This window comes from Lactiplantibacillus sp. 3062, assembly GCF_055413545.1.
Genome location: NZ_JBVAYE010000001.1, coordinates 567,195 through 583,660, shown reverse-complemented (window position 1 = coordinate 583,660; position 16,466 = coordinate 567,195). Strand labels below are relative to the sequence as shown.

At 42.6% G+C, this 16,466-nt stretch carries 11 protein-coding genes; 2 read left to right on the top strand and 9 right to left on the bottom strand.

What is annotated here, in order from left to right:
- The first annotated feature begins 7 nt into the window (after positions 1-7).
- Positions 8-916, top strand: coding sequence for an N-acetylglucosamine kinase (locus ACWQAU_RS02620; protein WP_021356546.1), 909 nt, complete (start codon positions 8-10; stop codon positions 914-916).
- Positions 913-2,001 (top strand): DUF871 domain-containing protein, encoded by a 1,089-nt coding sequence (locus tag ACWQAU_RS02615; RefSeq protein WP_003643089.1) that lies wholly within the window; start codon positions 913-915, stop codon positions 1,999-2,001. Before ACWQAU_RS02620 ends, ACWQAU_RS02615 begins: the two co-directional genes overlap by 4 nt.
- A gap of 221 nt (positions 2,002-2,222) precedes the next feature.
- Here the strand turns inward: ACWQAU_RS02615 and ACWQAU_RS02610 are convergent, their stop codons facing one another.
- From ACWQAU_RS02610 to ACWQAU_RS02570, 9 genes are all read right to left on the bottom strand, one after another.
- Positions 2,223-3,683 carry a glycoside hydrolase family 1 protein gene (locus ACWQAU_RS02610; protein WP_015641116.1) on the bottom strand — a complete coding sequence of 487 codons (1,461 nt, stop codon included), beginning with the start codon at positions 3,681-3,683 and terminating at the stop codon, positions 2,223-2,225.
- Positions 3,676-5,550 (bottom strand): beta-glucoside-specific PTS transporter subunit IIABC, encoded by a 1,875-nt coding sequence (locus tag ACWQAU_RS02605; protein WP_027821627.1) that lies wholly within the window; start codon positions 5,548-5,550, stop codon positions 3,676-3,678. The genes ACWQAU_RS02610 and ACWQAU_RS02605 overlap by 8 nt, the downstream gene beginning before the upstream one ends.
- A 124-nt stretch (positions 5,551-5,674) precedes the next feature.
- On the bottom strand, positions 5,675-6,520 hold the full coding sequence (locus ACWQAU_RS02600) for a PRD domain-containing protein (RefSeq protein WP_027821626.1): 846 nt from the start codon (positions 6,518-6,520) through the stop codon (positions 5,675-5,677).
- A 246-nt stretch (positions 6,521-6,766) separates the two neighbouring features.
- Positions 6,767-8,215, bottom strand: coding sequence for a glycoside hydrolase family 1 protein (locus tag ACWQAU_RS02595; RefSeq protein ID WP_013356042.1), 1,449 nt, complete (start codon positions 8,213-8,215; stop codon positions 6,767-6,769).
- A gap of 88 nt (positions 8,216-8,303) precedes the next feature.
- Positions 8,304-9,767 (bottom strand): glycoside hydrolase family 1 protein, encoded by a 1,464-nt coding sequence (locus ACWQAU_RS02590; RefSeq protein WP_027821625.1) that lies wholly within the window; start codon positions 9,765-9,767, stop codon positions 8,304-8,306.
- Between the two features lie 20 nt (positions 9,768-9,787).
- Positions 9,788-11,785 (bottom strand): beta-glucoside-specific PTS transporter subunit IIABC, encoded by a 1,998-nt coding sequence (locus tag ACWQAU_RS02585; protein ID WP_027821624.1) that lies wholly within the window; start codon positions 11,783-11,785, stop codon positions 9,788-9,790.
- 170 nt (positions 11,786-11,955) lie between these two features.
- Positions 11,956-12,804, bottom strand: a complete 849-nt coding sequence (locus ACWQAU_RS02580) for a PRD domain-containing protein (RefSeq protein WP_027821623.1) — start codon at positions 12,802-12,804, stop codon at positions 11,956-11,958.
- 221 nt (positions 12,805-13,025) lie between these two features.
- The gene (locus ACWQAU_RS02575) at positions 13,026-15,230 is read right to left on the bottom strand and encodes a glycoside hydrolase family 65 protein (RefSeq protein ID WP_027821622.1); all 2,205 of its coding nucleotides are present in this window, start codon (positions 15,228-15,230) and stop codon (positions 13,026-13,028) included.
- 247 nt (positions 15,231-15,477) lie between these two features.
- Positions 15,478-16,455: a LacI family DNA-binding transcriptional regulator gene (locus tag ACWQAU_RS02570; protein ID WP_003643574.1), complete on the bottom strand. Its 978-nt coding sequence runs from the start codon at positions 16,453-16,455 to the stop codon at positions 15,478-15,480.
- Between the last annotated feature and the right edge of the window lie 11 nt (positions 16,456-16,466).

The following is a 16,466-nucleotide window of genomic DNA, read 5'->3' as shown; positions in this document are numbered from 1 at the left end:
GTCTAAAATGACATATTTAATTGGCGTTGACTGTGGTGGCACGCACATCGTTGGTCAAACTTGGACGACAGCCCCCGAGCATCTGGTCCAAAGCGTTACGGGTGGACCTGGTAACGTTGTCCTAGACTACTCTGCTGCCGTTACTAACTTAACCACTGTCTTAGACCAGCTCACTGCCGCAATTCCAGCTAGTCATCTTGGGTTGATTTTAATCGGAATTGCTGGAATTGAAACTGCTGGCCGGGCTGATCAGGTCCAACAAACCATCACCCAACGTTACCACGCTAATACCCAGGTCATAAGCGATGCAAAACTGGCCCTACTGAACGGTCTTGCAGGAGCAGACGGCACCTTAGTGATTGCCGGCACGGGCTCGGTCGTTTATGGCCGCCAAGCCGGGAAATTTCTGCGCGTTGGCGGCTGGGGTTACGTTTTAGGTGACGAAGGCAGTGCCTACGACATTAGCAAGCGGGCACTTAAACTGGTTCTGACCCAGACTGATAACGGTCAAACTAGTCAACTAACAGCTCCCCTATTGGCACAACTTAAAGTTACCGATGTTGCTGCCGCCGTCCAGAAATTTTACGCTCAAGATCGACAAACTAACGCTCAATTAGCACAGTTAATCGCCAAACTGGCCGAGCAACAAAATTCTGAAGCCATCACGGTATTAGTCACGTCAGCCCAAGCACTGGCACAACAAGTCGTTACCTTATATCAGCGGTTTGCAGAGTCCCGGCCACAACGGGTCGCCCTCTCTGGTTCCGTTTTAAAACACAATCGCCTGGTCCGCGACACGTTAACGACGACAGTGCACCAGTCAATACCAACAATTGCATTTAACGATATTACAACTAACAACGCCCACGCCGTCATCTATTGGCACCGGTGGACTCAGGAGGAAATTAATTCATGACAATGCGTCAACTAGGTTTATCCATTTATCCCGATCATAGCGACTTTGAAGAAAACGCCGCTTATCTCAAATTAGGCCAACACTACGGCTTCACTCGAATTTTTATGAGCATGCTGGAAGTATCTGGTACGGTCGCCGAAACCAAAGCTAAGTACCAGAAAATCATTGACGTTGGAAATCAGTTGGGTTACCAAACGATTTTGGACGTTTCACCACGGATTTTTAAACAACTAGGAATTTCCTATAAAGATCTAAAGTTTTTCGCTGATTTACACGTCGCCGGTATTCGACTAGATGAGGGTTTCGATGGCGCGACCGAGGCGCTGCTCTCGTATAATCCGTACGGCTTGATCATCGAACTTAATATGAGTAATGACGTCGATTATCTGAATAATATTCTCAGCTACCAAGCAAACGTCCCATTTATTTATGGCTGCCATAATTTCTATCCCCAAGTTGGAACCGCACTACCTTACAACTTTTTCGTTAAGTGTAGCGAACGTTTTCGTAAGTTCGGCATTCACTCCGCCGCTTTCGTGGCAAGTCAGGTTGGTACGATGGGGCCATGGAACGTCAACGATGGTCTGCCAACATTGGAAGCTGATCGGCGCTTACCAATCGCCGTCCAGGCCAAGCATCTCTTCGCTTCCGGACTAATCGACGATGTAATTATCGGTAACGCTTATGCGAGTGAAGCCGAACTGGCCGCATTATCAGCAATCAATCGGTACCAAGTACAATTTCACATTGAATTTGAAGCTCAGACGAATGCGATCGAAAGAACCATTGCCTTGACCCCACAACATTTTCGCCGTGGCGATATTAACCCAAATGTCATCCGTTCAACCATGCCCCGTGTGACCTACAAGGAAACGCCCAACAGTCCACACGATAATGATGTGGAATTTCAGCGTGGCGACGTATTAGTAGGCAACGATAACTTCGGCATTTATAAAAATGAATTGCAAATCGTCTTGCAACCCCACTGTGAACCCCGAAAGAATCGGATTGGTCGGATTGCACCTGAGGAACTGTTACTGCTTGACTTTATTAAACCTTGGAGTAAATTCCGGTTTGTGGATTGAATATAGTAAAAAATATGTTACTGATTATAAAAAAGTCTATCTCGAAATTTTAATAATTTCGAGATAGACTTTTTTAGTTTAATCCAACTTATCAAAGCAAATTTCTGCAATTCACATGCTATTTTAAACTGGGTGGATGCTAACAGTATCATTTCCCATCAGTTGATCACACCAGCGGCAAGTCAGTTCTTATATCACGTAAATTCACCATCATTAACTAATTAAGCTAGATCTTCACCATTAGATTTAATGACCTTCTGGTACCAGTAAAATGAATCTTTCTTATAACGTTTCAGACTTCCTTTACCAGCATCATCCTGGTCAACATAAATAAAACCATATCGCTTGGACATCTCTGAGGTAGAAAAACTAATCAAATCGATTGGCCCCCACATCGTATAGCCCATTAGTTGTACGCCATCCTGAACTGCAGCTTTCATTTGCGCAATATGTTTACGTAAATAGTCAATTCGATACGTATCATGCACTTGTTGATCAGTTGTTAATTGATCTAGAGCGCCTAGCCCATTTTCAACAACAAATAATGGCTTACGATAGCGATCCCACATCTCATTCAGTGTCACTCGCAACCCCACCGGATCAATTTGCCAACCCCAATCGGATTCCTCAAGGTAAGGATTACGACCACCAGTAGCCATATTACCGTTCACTTGTTCAGGCGCATCAGCTTGAGTTACTGTTGTCATATAGTAACTAAAACTAATAAAGTCAACCGGATACTTCGCTAAAATCGTCTGATCATCTGGTGCCATTTGCAGTTGAATATCATTCTCTGCAAAAAAACGGTTCATGAATTCTGGATATTCCCCCCGAGCTTGAACATCCGTGAAGAATAAGTTCTTATCGTCTTCCACTTGAGCAGCCTGAACATCTGCAGGATTAGGTGTGGCTGGGTAAGTTTGCATTCTTGCCAGCATTGACCCAATCTTAGCATCCGGGTCAATAGCATGTAATTGTTTGGTAGCCAGTGCACTAGCGATAAATTGATGGTGCAGCGCTTGGTAACGTAACTGCATCTGATCATGCGCCGAATTCTCAGTATCAACAGCTCCAGTGGCATGAAACCCCCAAGTTCCGGTATTAATTTCATTAAAAGTTAAATAATACGGAACGCGACCTTTAAAATGTTTAAAAACGACTTCAGTAAACCGATTAAAATCGGCAATGGTTGCCCGGCTGGCCCACCCATTTTGCTTAAGCGTTAATCCAATGGGCATTTCATAATGTGACAGTGTAACTAATGGTTGAATGTGATAGCGTCGCAATTCATCAATGACTCGATCATAGAAAGCAAGTCCATCTGAATTTGGCTTGAGTTCATCACCTTTTGGAAATAATCGCGACCAAGCAATAGAGAAACGATAAACTTTAAATCCCATCTCAGCAAATAGTTTGATATCTTCTTTGTAATGATGATAAAAATCAACACCTCGACGCTTAGGATACATTGTATCAGTTTGATCATCTAGCGCCGTTTGAATTGAAGATATCGTTACATCATCCATTGACATATGCTTGCGATCCGTCGTTTTTTTCACTACTTCTGCCGTTGTCAGGCCTTTACCTGCTTCATTCCAGGCACCTTCAACTTGATTAGCTGCTGTCGCTCCGCCCCACAAAAAGTCTTTAGGGAACGTTTTAGGATAAGTTGGTTTATACATTAGCTGGTGCTCCTTCCATGATCTCCTTAGGTTGTAATTCTAAAATCCAATTATCACTAGTCTCCGTCGCATCAGTTGGCTTGACCATTTGATAGTCAGCCGTATTCGTAATAATGACCATGACAGTTGTATCGTAACCAGCCGTTTTGATCTTATCCACATCAAATTTAGTTAATAAATCACCACGTTTGACTACTTGGTTTTGCTTAACCATTGTTTCGAAGTATTGACCATTTAATTGAACCGTATTAATACCAATGTGAATCAGAATTTCAGCACCACTATTGGCCGTAATTCCAATCGCATGACCAGTGGGATATACTGCCGTAATTGTCCCATCAACGGGCGCTGTGACCGTCCCTTTATTTGGAACAATGGCTAATCCTTTGCCCATTGCTTCAGACGCAAATACTTCGTCATGAACGCTAGTCAATGGAATAATTGTCCCTTCAACCGGAGCCATTACTGTGTTATCACTTTGATCACTTACTACTGAGTAATCAGCCTGCTGTTGACGAGCGAATCCAAAGAAGTACGTTAAGATCGCACCACCTAAGAATGCTACAATCAATCCAATGACTTCACCCATAAACCCATGCCCTAGAAAAGTTGGTACCGCTAATAAGCTAGGGAGTGTAAATGAGCTAGCGTGCGTACCAGCGGCGCCAATAATTGCACCACCAAGGGCACCACCCACAACGGCACAATAGAATGGTCGTTTTAACTTAAGCGTTACCCCGTAAATCGTCGGTTCGGTAATTCCAAACAATGCCGTGACAAAAGAAGACCCTGCTAATGCTTTCATTTTTTGATCTCGTGACTTCAAAAAAACAGCTAACGCAGCACCAGCCTGTGATAATACGGCCGCACTAAGAATTGGTAACAACGGGTCATAACCCATCTTAGCAATATTATTCATCATCAATGGTACGAACGTCCAATGTACACCAAAGATAACAAAGACTTGCCAGAAGGCACCCATGATAACACCAGCACCAATTGGCATGAAGTTATAAATTGCCATAACACCACTTGCTAATCCATTACCAATGAGTCCCCCAATTGGGCCGACAACTAACAGCGTCAATGGCACCATGATAATTAATGAAAAGAGGGGCGTGAAAATATTCCGAATTGCCGCTGGAAATAGCTTGTCCAGTACTGGCTCTAAATACGACAATACCCAAACTGCCAGCAGAATTGGGATAACCGTTGACGTGTATGTTGTTGGAACCACCGGAATACCAAAGAAATGTAGTGTTGTTGAATTCGTCATAACAGTTACTAAAGTTGGGTATAGCAGAGCTGCACCAAGTGACACCGCTACAAATTGGTTAACCTTCAACTGCTTAGCAGCAGTAAATGCTAGAAAAACAGGTAAAAAGTAAAAAATAGCATCACCAGCAGAATACCAAATCTTATAAGCCCCACTAGTCGTTGACATCCAATTAAAAGCAACCGCTAAAGCTAGCAACCCTTTCAAAATACCAGCACCAGCCAAAGCACCTAAAAACGGCGTAAAGATTCCGGAGATAAAAGCAATAAACCGATTAATGATGTTTTGCTTTTCACCCGTATCTTCCGTTGTAGTAGCTGCATCAGCCGCCGTATCAGGATTTGCTAATCCTGCTAAATCTGCTAAAACGGCAAAGACCTGCGCCACAGCATTACCAATAACAACTTGATACTGGCCCGCGCTTTGAACAACCGTAATGACACCATCTAAGTTTTCAATCGCCTCAGTATTCGCTTTGTCCGTTGACTTTAAGTTGAAACGTAGTCTGGTCGCACAGTGCCATGCTTTGCTAATATTATCTTTTCCACCAATATTGGTAAGAATTGATTGTGCTAATTCTGAATAATCCATACACTTTTTCCTCCCTTTATAAAACGACAAAAACCCAAGTAGGCCCGTTATCAACACTAAAAACACAGGTTGACTGGTTGCTACTTGGGTTTTGCCTAATCGAATAGTTACAATCCCAAAAATATTATTGATTCTCGTTCAACATCCGCTGAATGTGCATGATTAAGTAAATACGCTCATTCACCGAAACAGTCTGTTCCGTCGACTTCTTCACAAAAACAGCGATTTTTTGGACACAGGCAAAGGCTCGGGGGTATTGCTTAGATAAATGTTCAAATAAGAAATCATCATCTGCCCCTTGGGATTGATCAGGTCGTTTCAGCGTTAAACGCTCCGCAAAAAAGCGTAGATGAACTAAAAATCGTTGCAAACTAACACTCTCATCTGGCATCGTTAATGACAGCTGATACTTAACAATATCCAAAATATCATTAATCAACTTAGTCATTGCAAGTGTTTGATCAGTGTTAGAGTCAGCCATACTATTCTCAACAAACTTCATTGCAATAAATCCAGCTTCATCTTCCAACAACGTCACATTAAAATGCTTTTTAATCAGTGCCAATGCTTGCATACCGACTTGAAACTCACGGTGATAAATTCGCTTAGTTTCCCACAAGATTTCATTATGAATATCCATCTGATGGTGGTGCCGATAGACAGCAAAGTGAATATGGTCAGTCAACGAAATCAACAAATAAACATTAAAAGTCGTTTGCAATTGTTGTTCTGCCAACTCAATAATTTGCGAAGCAACTTCAAAATATTCCGGTTCAATATCTGCCATCAAGCTTTGGAAATTACTAATCCAATTATCTCCTTCTGGCGTATAAATCTTAGTAATCTGTTGTTGCTCAACATCGTCACCAGTATGCTTTTTGAACCCGATTCCTTTACCAATTAAGACAACTTCCCGTCCATTTTTTTCAGCCAATAGGACGTTATTATTAAAAACCTTTTTGATTCGCATGCGCACGCTCCTCGACTCTCATACCTAAATAAAGAAAAAAACCTAATAACCCACTGCATCCGTGCTATCAATCACGAATACAATCGATTAATTAGGTTTTGCCCACTAGCTAATGTTAGCGGTAACAATCCTTATTTACAATTAGCTAGTATAGCGGTTTCGGAAAACGATTGCAAGCGTTAAATGCCAATTTATATCATCTCAGCAATGATATATCGCTGTTAGATATCACTAATTGCATTTCAACTATTCAGATTTCTCCGCTAACCCATTATGCTTAATCACATCTTGATACCAGTAGAACGACTTCTTGGGATAGCGAGCTAACGTCCCGTGGCCCTGATCATCTAGGTCCACGTAAATAAAGCCATACCGCTTACTCATCTCGCCAGTTGATGCACTAACAAGGTCGATGCACCCCCATGGTGTGTAGCCCATCAAATCGACGCCATCATCAATGGCACCAGCCATCGCTTCAATATGTTGCTTCAAATAATCAATGCGATAATCATCTTCAACATAGAAATTCTTATCAGGTTTATCAATCGCACCTAGGCCATTTTCAACCACAAACAACGGTTTCTGATAGCGATCATATAGCTCATTTAACGCAATCCGTAACCCGGTTGGGTCAATCTGCCAACCCCAGTCACTCGCCTTCAAAAATGGATTCTTGACGCCGCCCATCAGGTTACCAGCAACAGTATCGGTTACACTACCCGTGGTTTCCACCGCGCTCGACATATAATAACTAAACCCAATATAATCAACTGGATATTGTTGTAGTAATGCCAAGTCGCCATCCGTGGTCTCCAGATCATCAAAGGTCAGATTATATTCAGCCAGCAGTCGCTTGGTATAGGTCGGATAAGCTCCACGTACTTGAACATCCGCACAGAAGAAGTTGAAATCTTGATTATGCTGCAAATTAGCCAGCTGGTTAACTGGGTTCGAATCATAAGCATAACTAGTGGCATAGAGAATCATACAGCCAACCTGAATATCGTCTCGCAATTCGTGGGCGATTTTGACTGCCTTAGCACTGGCCACAAACTGATTGTGCCATGCCTGAAAAACGTTCTTTTTGTCATTAGCACCCGTCGATGGCACTAATCCTTGGCCCATCACCGGAAAATGTGCCGCACTATTGATTTCGTTGAAGGTCATCCAATACTTAACCTTTGAAGCATAACGCGTTAAGATGGTCCGCGCGAAAGTTTCGTAGAATTCAATCAAATACCGGTTCTTCCAGCCACCATACCGTTTGGCCAAGTTCAATGGCAATTCATAATGTGAGATTGTAATCACTGGTTCAATATTATTGGCCAAGCATTCGTCAATCACATCATCATAAAACTTTAATCCGGCTTCGTTAGGTTGCGTTTCATCACCGTTTGGAAAAATTCGTGACCATGCAATTGAGAAACGATAACACTTGAAACCCATTTCGGCAAACAGTGCAATATCTTCTTTGTAATGATGATAGAAATCAATACCTTCATGGTTCGGATAGGTGTACTTATCTGTATCGATCGTCCAGTCAAAATCTGGTTGACTAACGATTTTAAATCGGTCTTTGCCACCTGGTAACGCATCCGCAATCGATAAGCCACGACCACCTTCTTGGTAGCCACCTTCTAACTGGTTGGCAGCAGTCGCGCCGCCCCATAGAAATCCTTCTGGGAACTCTGACATTTAATCAACACCCTTTCTAGTTAGCTAATAATGATAGCCCTTACAACAAGTATAATCAATCATTGGTCTGAATATCAATTATTAATAACTATCCCAAATCTTCCCCATTCGAAGCAATTACTTTCTTATACCAGTCAAATGAGTCTTTCTTCATCCGCTTCAAACTACCATTACCTTCATCATCTTGATCGACATAGATGAAGCCATACCGCTTAGACATTTCGGATGTACCGGCACTAATGACATCAATGCAACCCCAGGTCGTGTAGCCCATCAAATCAACACCATCCTTGACTGCTTCTTTCATCTGTTCAATATGTTGACGTAAGTAGTCAATCCGATAATCATCATGAATCTTACCATCGGCGCTGATTTCATCTTCGGCACCCAAGCCGTTCTCAACAACGAATAATGGTACCCGATAGCGATCCCAGAACTCGTTCAAGGTAATCCGTAAACCAACTGGGTCAATCTGCCAGCCCCAGGCACTGGATTTCAAGTATGGATTTTTACCACCCATTGATAAGTTACCACTGGCTTGTTCAACATCATCAGTCGCCGAAGTAATCGTCGTCATATAGTAACTAAAACTTAAGTAATCGACCTTGCCTTCAGCTAACAATTGTTCATCGCCAGCTGCCATCGTTAATTCAATCCCGTTTTCTGCAAAGTACCGGTTCATATATTCTGGATATTCACCACGTACCTGTACGTCAGTAAAGAACAAATTCAATTGATCTTGCAATTGGGCCGCCCGAACATCAGCTGGATTAGGCGTATTGGCATAAGTTTGCATCCGCGCAAGCATTGAGCCAATTTGGGCCTCAGGATCAATCTCGTGACACTGCTTAACTGCAATTGCACTTGCAACAAACTCATGATGTAGCGCTTGGTAGCGTAATTGCATTTGATCATGTAAGCTTAGATCACTATCAATTGCACCAGTACCAGTAAATCCCCAAGTTGAAGCGTTAATTTCATTGAAAGTTAGCCAATACTTCACAACACCCTTATAGCGTTTGAATAGCACTTCAGTATAGCGAGTGAAATCTGCAATTGTCTTGCGACTTGCCCAACCATTATTCGTTAATGTTAGGTTTAATGGCATTTCATAGTGGGAAATGGTCACTAGGGGCTCAATACCATACTTGTGACATTCAGCAAAAACATTGTCATAAAACTTCAAACCAGCTTCATTAGGTTCAACTTCATCACCTTTAGGAAAGATCCGAGCCCATGCTAAGGATAGGCGATATACCTTGAAGCCCATTTCCGCAAATAGCTTAATGTCTTCCTTGTAGTGATGATAGAAGTCGACGCCACGGCGCTTAGGATAGAGCTTATCCGTTTGATCATCAATGGCAGCTTGGACACTCTCTTTAGTAACCTCGTTCATCGACATTACTTTGCGGTCAGTAGCCTTCTGAACAACTTCAGCAGTTGTTAGGCCCTTCCCATCAACGTTCCAACCCCCTTCAACTTGGTTGGCAGCAGTCGCGCCGCCCCACAAAAAGTTCTTTGGAAAGCCAGTTGGCATTGTTTTTGAATACATAATTGAAAACTCCCTTTTAATTAGTCTAATTGTAATAATGGTTCAGTTGCATTAACTTCCGTAGCAGCTGGAAAGGCCAGTTTAACGTCATGATAGTTCTTAGAATTAGTCACAACCATTGGCGTTGTAACGGGATACCCTGCCGCCTTAATCGCTTCAATATCAAACTTCACTAGCGGCTGACCAGCTTTGACCGTCTCGCCCTTTTGAACTAGCGTTTCAAAACCTTTGCCCTCTAATTCGACAGTATCCATTCCAATATGCATCAGGATTTCAGCACCATCTGTTGTGTTTAAACCAACGGCATGTCCAGTTGGGAACACGAGTGCTACTTCGCCGTCAGCTGGAGCGTATAAGACACCATCAGTTGGTTCGATTGCAACACCTTTGCCCATTGCACCTGATGAGAAGACCTCATCCTTAACTTCACTTAGTGGGATGATTTGGCCCGTTTCGGGGCTACTCAACTTAGTGGCTACATTATAAGTGACGTTTGGTTCTACTTTAGTTGCTGCACCAGTTGGTGTCGCTTCTAATGAAACGACACCGGCCATGACAGGATCAGCCGTTGCCGCAGTTTCTACGACCTTAGTTTGCTTGTTATTACTATCAACACTCTTGTAACCAAATAACATTTGTAGGGCAAAACCAAGGACTGCAGCAATGGCCATCGCAATAATTAAGCCATATACAGAGCCGTCTACCCCAGTTTTAGAATTAATCGCAGCTGGGATTGAGAATAATCCCATACCGCCCATCATATACATTTTTGTACCTGCAAAACCAATAATACCGCCACCAATTGAAGCGGCCACACAACTCAGAATAAATGGGCGCTTACGTGGCAATGTTAACCCATAAATGGCAGGCTCCGTAACACCGAAAATACCGGAGATAAAGGCTGGTAAAGCAATACCGCGTGTCTTTTGATTTTTCGTTTGTAATAGAATACCTAATACAACTCCAGTTTGGGCAAACGAAGCGGCTAATGATAATCCTAAAATAGGGTCAAAGCCTTGTGAGGCTAGGTTGGCCATCATAACAGCTACGAACCCCCAGTGAACACCAAAGATAACGAAAGCTTGCCAGAAAGCACCCATCACAAGCCCAGCAACGATCGGACTGAAGTTATAGATTGCAACACACACTGTTGAAATACCATCACTTAACCAACTTGCAACTGGTCCAATAATTAAAAAGGTAATCGGCACTGCGATTAATAACGTAATAAATGGGACTAAGAACGTCTTAACTACCGTTGGCACGATTCGTTTTGCAAATGCCTGAACTTTAGATGCAAACCAAACGGCCAAGATAATTGGAATTACTGAAGAAGTATAGCTCATCATCACAACTGGAATACCTAAGAAAGTCGCGTGAATCTGTGATTCAAAAATACTGCCACTGAACAGCGTGCTTAATACTGTTTTACTGCTGTTCAAAGCGACGATACTTGGATAACAAAGTGCCATCCCAATCGCCATTCCGACAAATTGATCAACATGAAACTTTTTGGCTGCTGTCAATCCCAAAACAATTGGTAGGAAATAGAAGAAACCATCACCGATCGAGTAGAGAATCTTGTATGTTCCTGAATTCTCTGACAACCAATTGAACGCGACAAACATCGCAACGAACCCTTTGATCATCCCAGCCGCACATAAAACACCTAACATCGGAGTAAAAATACCAGAAATCAAATCGATGAACCGGTCAAAGATACTCATCTTTTCCCCGTCTTCATAATCATCAGGTACACTACCACCATCGGCAAAACCACCGACGCGAATGAGCGTTTCATAAACGTCTGCAACTTCATTTCCAATGACTACTTGGTACTGACCACCGGACTGAACAACTGTAATAACACCATCTGTATCTTTTAATTCATCAGTATGGGTAGCGCTTTCATCTTTGAGCTTAAACCGCAACCGGGTTGTACAGTGAACCACGCTCTTAACATTATCCTTACCGCCAACTCCGGCGATAATCTTTTTACTTAAATCTTCATAAGCCATCATTGTTCCTCCTCATTTATCTATAAATCAATAATTGCAATTTGAGTAAACAAAAACCCAAATGTCCTTTCTTCAAACCACGCCACTAGGGCCCTAGTGACTGCTGCTCTCAAGAAAAGATATTTGGGTTAATGCCTGCATAACCAGTAACACACCGTTAATAATCTTATTTATTCACTTTTTTGTCGGTGGGTGACGCGCCAGATGTGAAGGGTCAAATAGACTTTGTCATCCGGCTCTAGTCGCCAGCCAGCCTTACTTTGTAAAAATGTATCGATCCGTTCCACTGTTGCATAGGCATGCGCATATTTTATTTGCATCAACTGCAGTAATGACTGATCTAATTCACTGCCAGTTCCATTACTGCGGCTAACGCGTTGCACCATTAGCGCACGTAAATGCGCAATGAAACGATTGTAATTGAAGGACTCTGGGTCCAGATGCATCTGGTATTGATATTGCACGATATCAATGATGCCACTGATCAATTTCGTGATTTTAATCGTTTCCTGCAACTTGGAACCATCTGAACCAGCATTGATGAAATGATAAGTCATAAAAACCACTTCACTTTTAGGAAGGATCACGTCCGCCGTCACATTAATTAAATCGACCGCTTGACTGGCTGCGTGAAACTCCTTAGGAAACAATTTTTTAACTTCCCAACGGACTGTGCCGTTATCGACATCGATTCCATCATTGGCTCGCTTCAACGCAAAATCAATGTGGTCTGCAAGCACAAAGTACTGATAATCACTAAAACTGACCTTCAACAGCGGCTCCACTAGGTGAACCACCTTTGTTGTAATCACAAACGATTGGGGTTTTAAATCTTGAAAAGCGTCAATATCAACATTCTGTTTCAAAGTTGCCACAAAACGCCGCTGAATTTTCTGATCATCAATCTGATCACCCTGATGCTTACCAAAACCTACGCCATTACCAATTACAATCCATTCAACATCCTGATCGTCCACCACTAAAGCGGCATTATTATTGAAGTTCTTTAGAAATTTCACCACTCACGCCTCCTGGATTTTCAAACAAAAAACCTACTTAAAGAGTATCACATCTCACTGAAGAGACTGTGAATACAGATATGAGTAGGTTTATGCCTGATCGAATCAGTAACACGCTTTAATTTATGTTATTTATACTAGCAACAATTGTAAGCGGTGTCAACCGCATGTGAATATTTTTTTGTCATACTTCCATCTGGTCAATTCGCTATAATCCTTCATCATTCGCTACGGGCACCTTGCAATACATCATATTCTTTTCCAGCCACTACCACTACTAACGGTAAGCCAGTGACAAGCTTAACTTGCGTTTTATCTTGATATAGTTGAACTTCTAGCACTCGACCACGAAAACGCAACCGATAACTAAGATGCGTTATCTGAGTTGGTAAATGATTGGTAATGTGTAACTTACCGTCAGCGACATACATCCCAGCAAATCCATACGTTAATCCCAACCAACTGCCGCCCAGATTTGCTTCATGAAGCCCATCTTTGGCATTACCTTGTAGATCAACCAAATCCATTAACGATGTATCCATATAATAACTGAACGCCTTATCATGATCACCTAGTCGGCTCGCCAAAATACTGAAAATCGATCGTGATAAAGAGGAATCATGCGTCGTAATTGGTTCATAGTACTCGTAATCTCGCCGCAATTGTTCCAGTGATTGATCTTCTGGAAACAACATTTCCGCTAATAACGTATCTGCCTGCTTGTTGACCCGGTGACTATAGATCATGAGCGGGTGATAATGTAACAACAATGGATATTGTGTTGCTGCCGTCGTCGCAAAAGGCCATACCGGCATCTTTGGTGAATTATCATCTTGTGCAGTGACTTGTTGTTCTTGATCATACGGTAGGTACATGTTCGTACTTGCCTTTGTGAACTGTGCTTGCTCATCAGCATCGCCGTCAATATAATGATTTTCAAGTAACCAAGCTGCAAAAGCCATATTTTCCTTAGCCATCCGATTCGTGTAGTAATTATTATCTACCAAGGCGGTATATTCATCCGGCCCCGTCACCTTGTATAAGCAGAATTGCGACCGGCCATCACGCTGTTGCCAGCTACCAAACTGCAACCAGAAACGTGCGGTTTCCAGGACAACTGCTGCACCTTGTTCCCGCAAGAAGTTCTGATCATTAGTGACATCAAAATATAACTTAACCGTATGCGCAATGTCCGCATTGATGTGATATTGCGCAGTGCCAGCAGGAAAATAGGCACTTGCTTCTTCACCATTAATCGTTCGCCATGCGTACAATGCGCCCCGTGTCACACCCAAGCTCCGCGCCCGCTCTCGAGCTTGCGGCAAAATACTAAACCGATAATGCAACAGTTGCTTGGCAATTTGTGGCTGCGTATAAATGAAGAACGGTAACATATACATCTCGGTATCCCAGAAATAATGGCCCTCATAGCCCGGTCCAGTAATCCCTTTAGCTGCAATGTTCGTTAACCCGTTACGACCAGCTGATTGAAATAACTGGAACAAGTTATATTGAATCCCAGTTTGTAACTTTTTATCACTAATTTGCACTTGCGACTGTTGCCAAAAGTTCGTTAAAATCTGCCGATTACGATCCACAATATCGTTGGTCCAACTCGTTATCGTATCCGGCAGCACTTGATTAATTTCACTGATTTGACGCGTAAACGACCAGCTCAGCGTTGTCTGTACTTCGATGGTACCACTGCCATGAAAACCGGCATGATCGCCATATACTTCAAAGCCTGTCGGAAAGCTGGTCAACCAATCCCGTTGCGTTATTTGTTGGTGTGTTGAAGCTACCAACGTCTGCCACTTTATTTGCTGCTGACGATCAGCTGGTATAAATTGGTTGGTTAACCCAGATTGTCGTTGCGCTACTCGCGGATCGTCCGCGTCCGCCGTCGTCGCAGTCACATCATGAATAATTGGCCGCGTGAACCGCAACGTCCCCGTATAATCAAGCGAAGTCAGTTCGTAGTTCAAGAATAGTTGATGCGAATTATCCAACGCAATCATTGATTTAACGACCAGTTCAAAATGATGGTCGTCGGAGGTAACAATCTGAAACTTTTCCGTTAATACGCCCGTATCAAAATCAAGCACGGCATCGTCGACCGTCATATCCCAGTCACCAGGAATCTCAGAACTTGTCTTCTCAGTTGCAAAGTCTAAGTACCGCGGACTTGTTAATGAAATAATCGTTTGATGATTTTTCGCATATCCATAGGCACTTTCTCCATATGTGATTGGATTCGTCGCATAATAGCCATTGATGAGCATCACTGGTAGTGTTGCTTGTTGATTACCTGTAAACGGTACTGAGTCTCGAACACCCATGTGACCATCACCCAAGGCAAAAATCGTCTCCAGATACTGCCGATTCGTCGTTGCCACATCTTTTAATGTTAACTTATCAATTTGCATAGTCTCCCCCACTTTCGACTTCATTTGCTGTAGTATAGCATCCGAAATAAAGCGGTTTCATCGATTTGAGAATCACTTTGCTGCTTTTCGCATAAAACAATCGCTTAGTACCGACAATATACTAACGTTAATGAGAACGTATTTAAAGTGACGGAATAATCTCGTTGTAACCAAAAAGCTTCGCTGACCTGACAATCAAGTTCTCGATTATCAGGTCAGCGAAGCTAAAATTATTTCTCAGTACGCTTTATATAGTTGCAACACTCTCACGTTCAACCAATGTGACTGGGACTAACCGCGTGGCAGATTTGCCAACCAAACAATTAACACTTTCAATACCAATCTGGACAAAATTCTGGGTAACACTTGTCAACGCAGGAGTCGCAATATCGCAGATGAGCGTTCCATCAATGCTGACAACAGAAAGCGCCCCAGGTAGCTTCACATTACTCTCCTGAGCAGCCTTTTGTAGTCCGGCCGCCGTCATATCACTAGCTGCAACAACCCCAGTAATGCCCAGCTCTTGATAAGCATTAAAAACATTATAACCAGCCTGATAACTATAATCTCCGGGTTGCACCCATTCAGCTTGCCCATGAATCGAATAATTTTTTAACGCCGCTTGATACCCAGCAAGCCGTTGACTACCTGTATGATAATGGTCGATTCCGGCTAGGCCAATTGTCCGATGACCATGCGAAATTAAATACTTTGTCGCCAAATAGGCCGCCTGATAATTGTCAGAGCTAACGGATTTGACGCGTTCATCTGCTAGATTGATCGAAACAAAACAAAACGGTGTCTTTGATTCTGTTAATAATTGTAAGTCTGCTTTATCTGGTTCAATCGCCATTAACAAAATACCTGAAACAGTACGTTCCAAGGCGGTCACAATTGCTTGATGTTGTAACTCGGTATTCCGATTACCAGCATATAGAATAATAACCTGTAACCCGATCTCAGTCGCGCGCTGTTGAATACCATCAATAATTCCACTTGAAAAATTCGTCGGCGTGACGTTGACAATAACGGCAATCACGTCCGTCTTCTTTTTAACCAATTCCATGGCTAGTGTATTCTTCCGATAGCCGAGATCCTTAGCAACTTTTAAAATACGCTCCTGAGTCTTGTCGCTATATGTACCCTGTTTTTTCGCCAACACTCGTGACACTGTAGCAATTGAAAAGCCAGTTTTAGCGGCAATATCTTTGATTGTTGGCTTCATTTTTCCAGCTC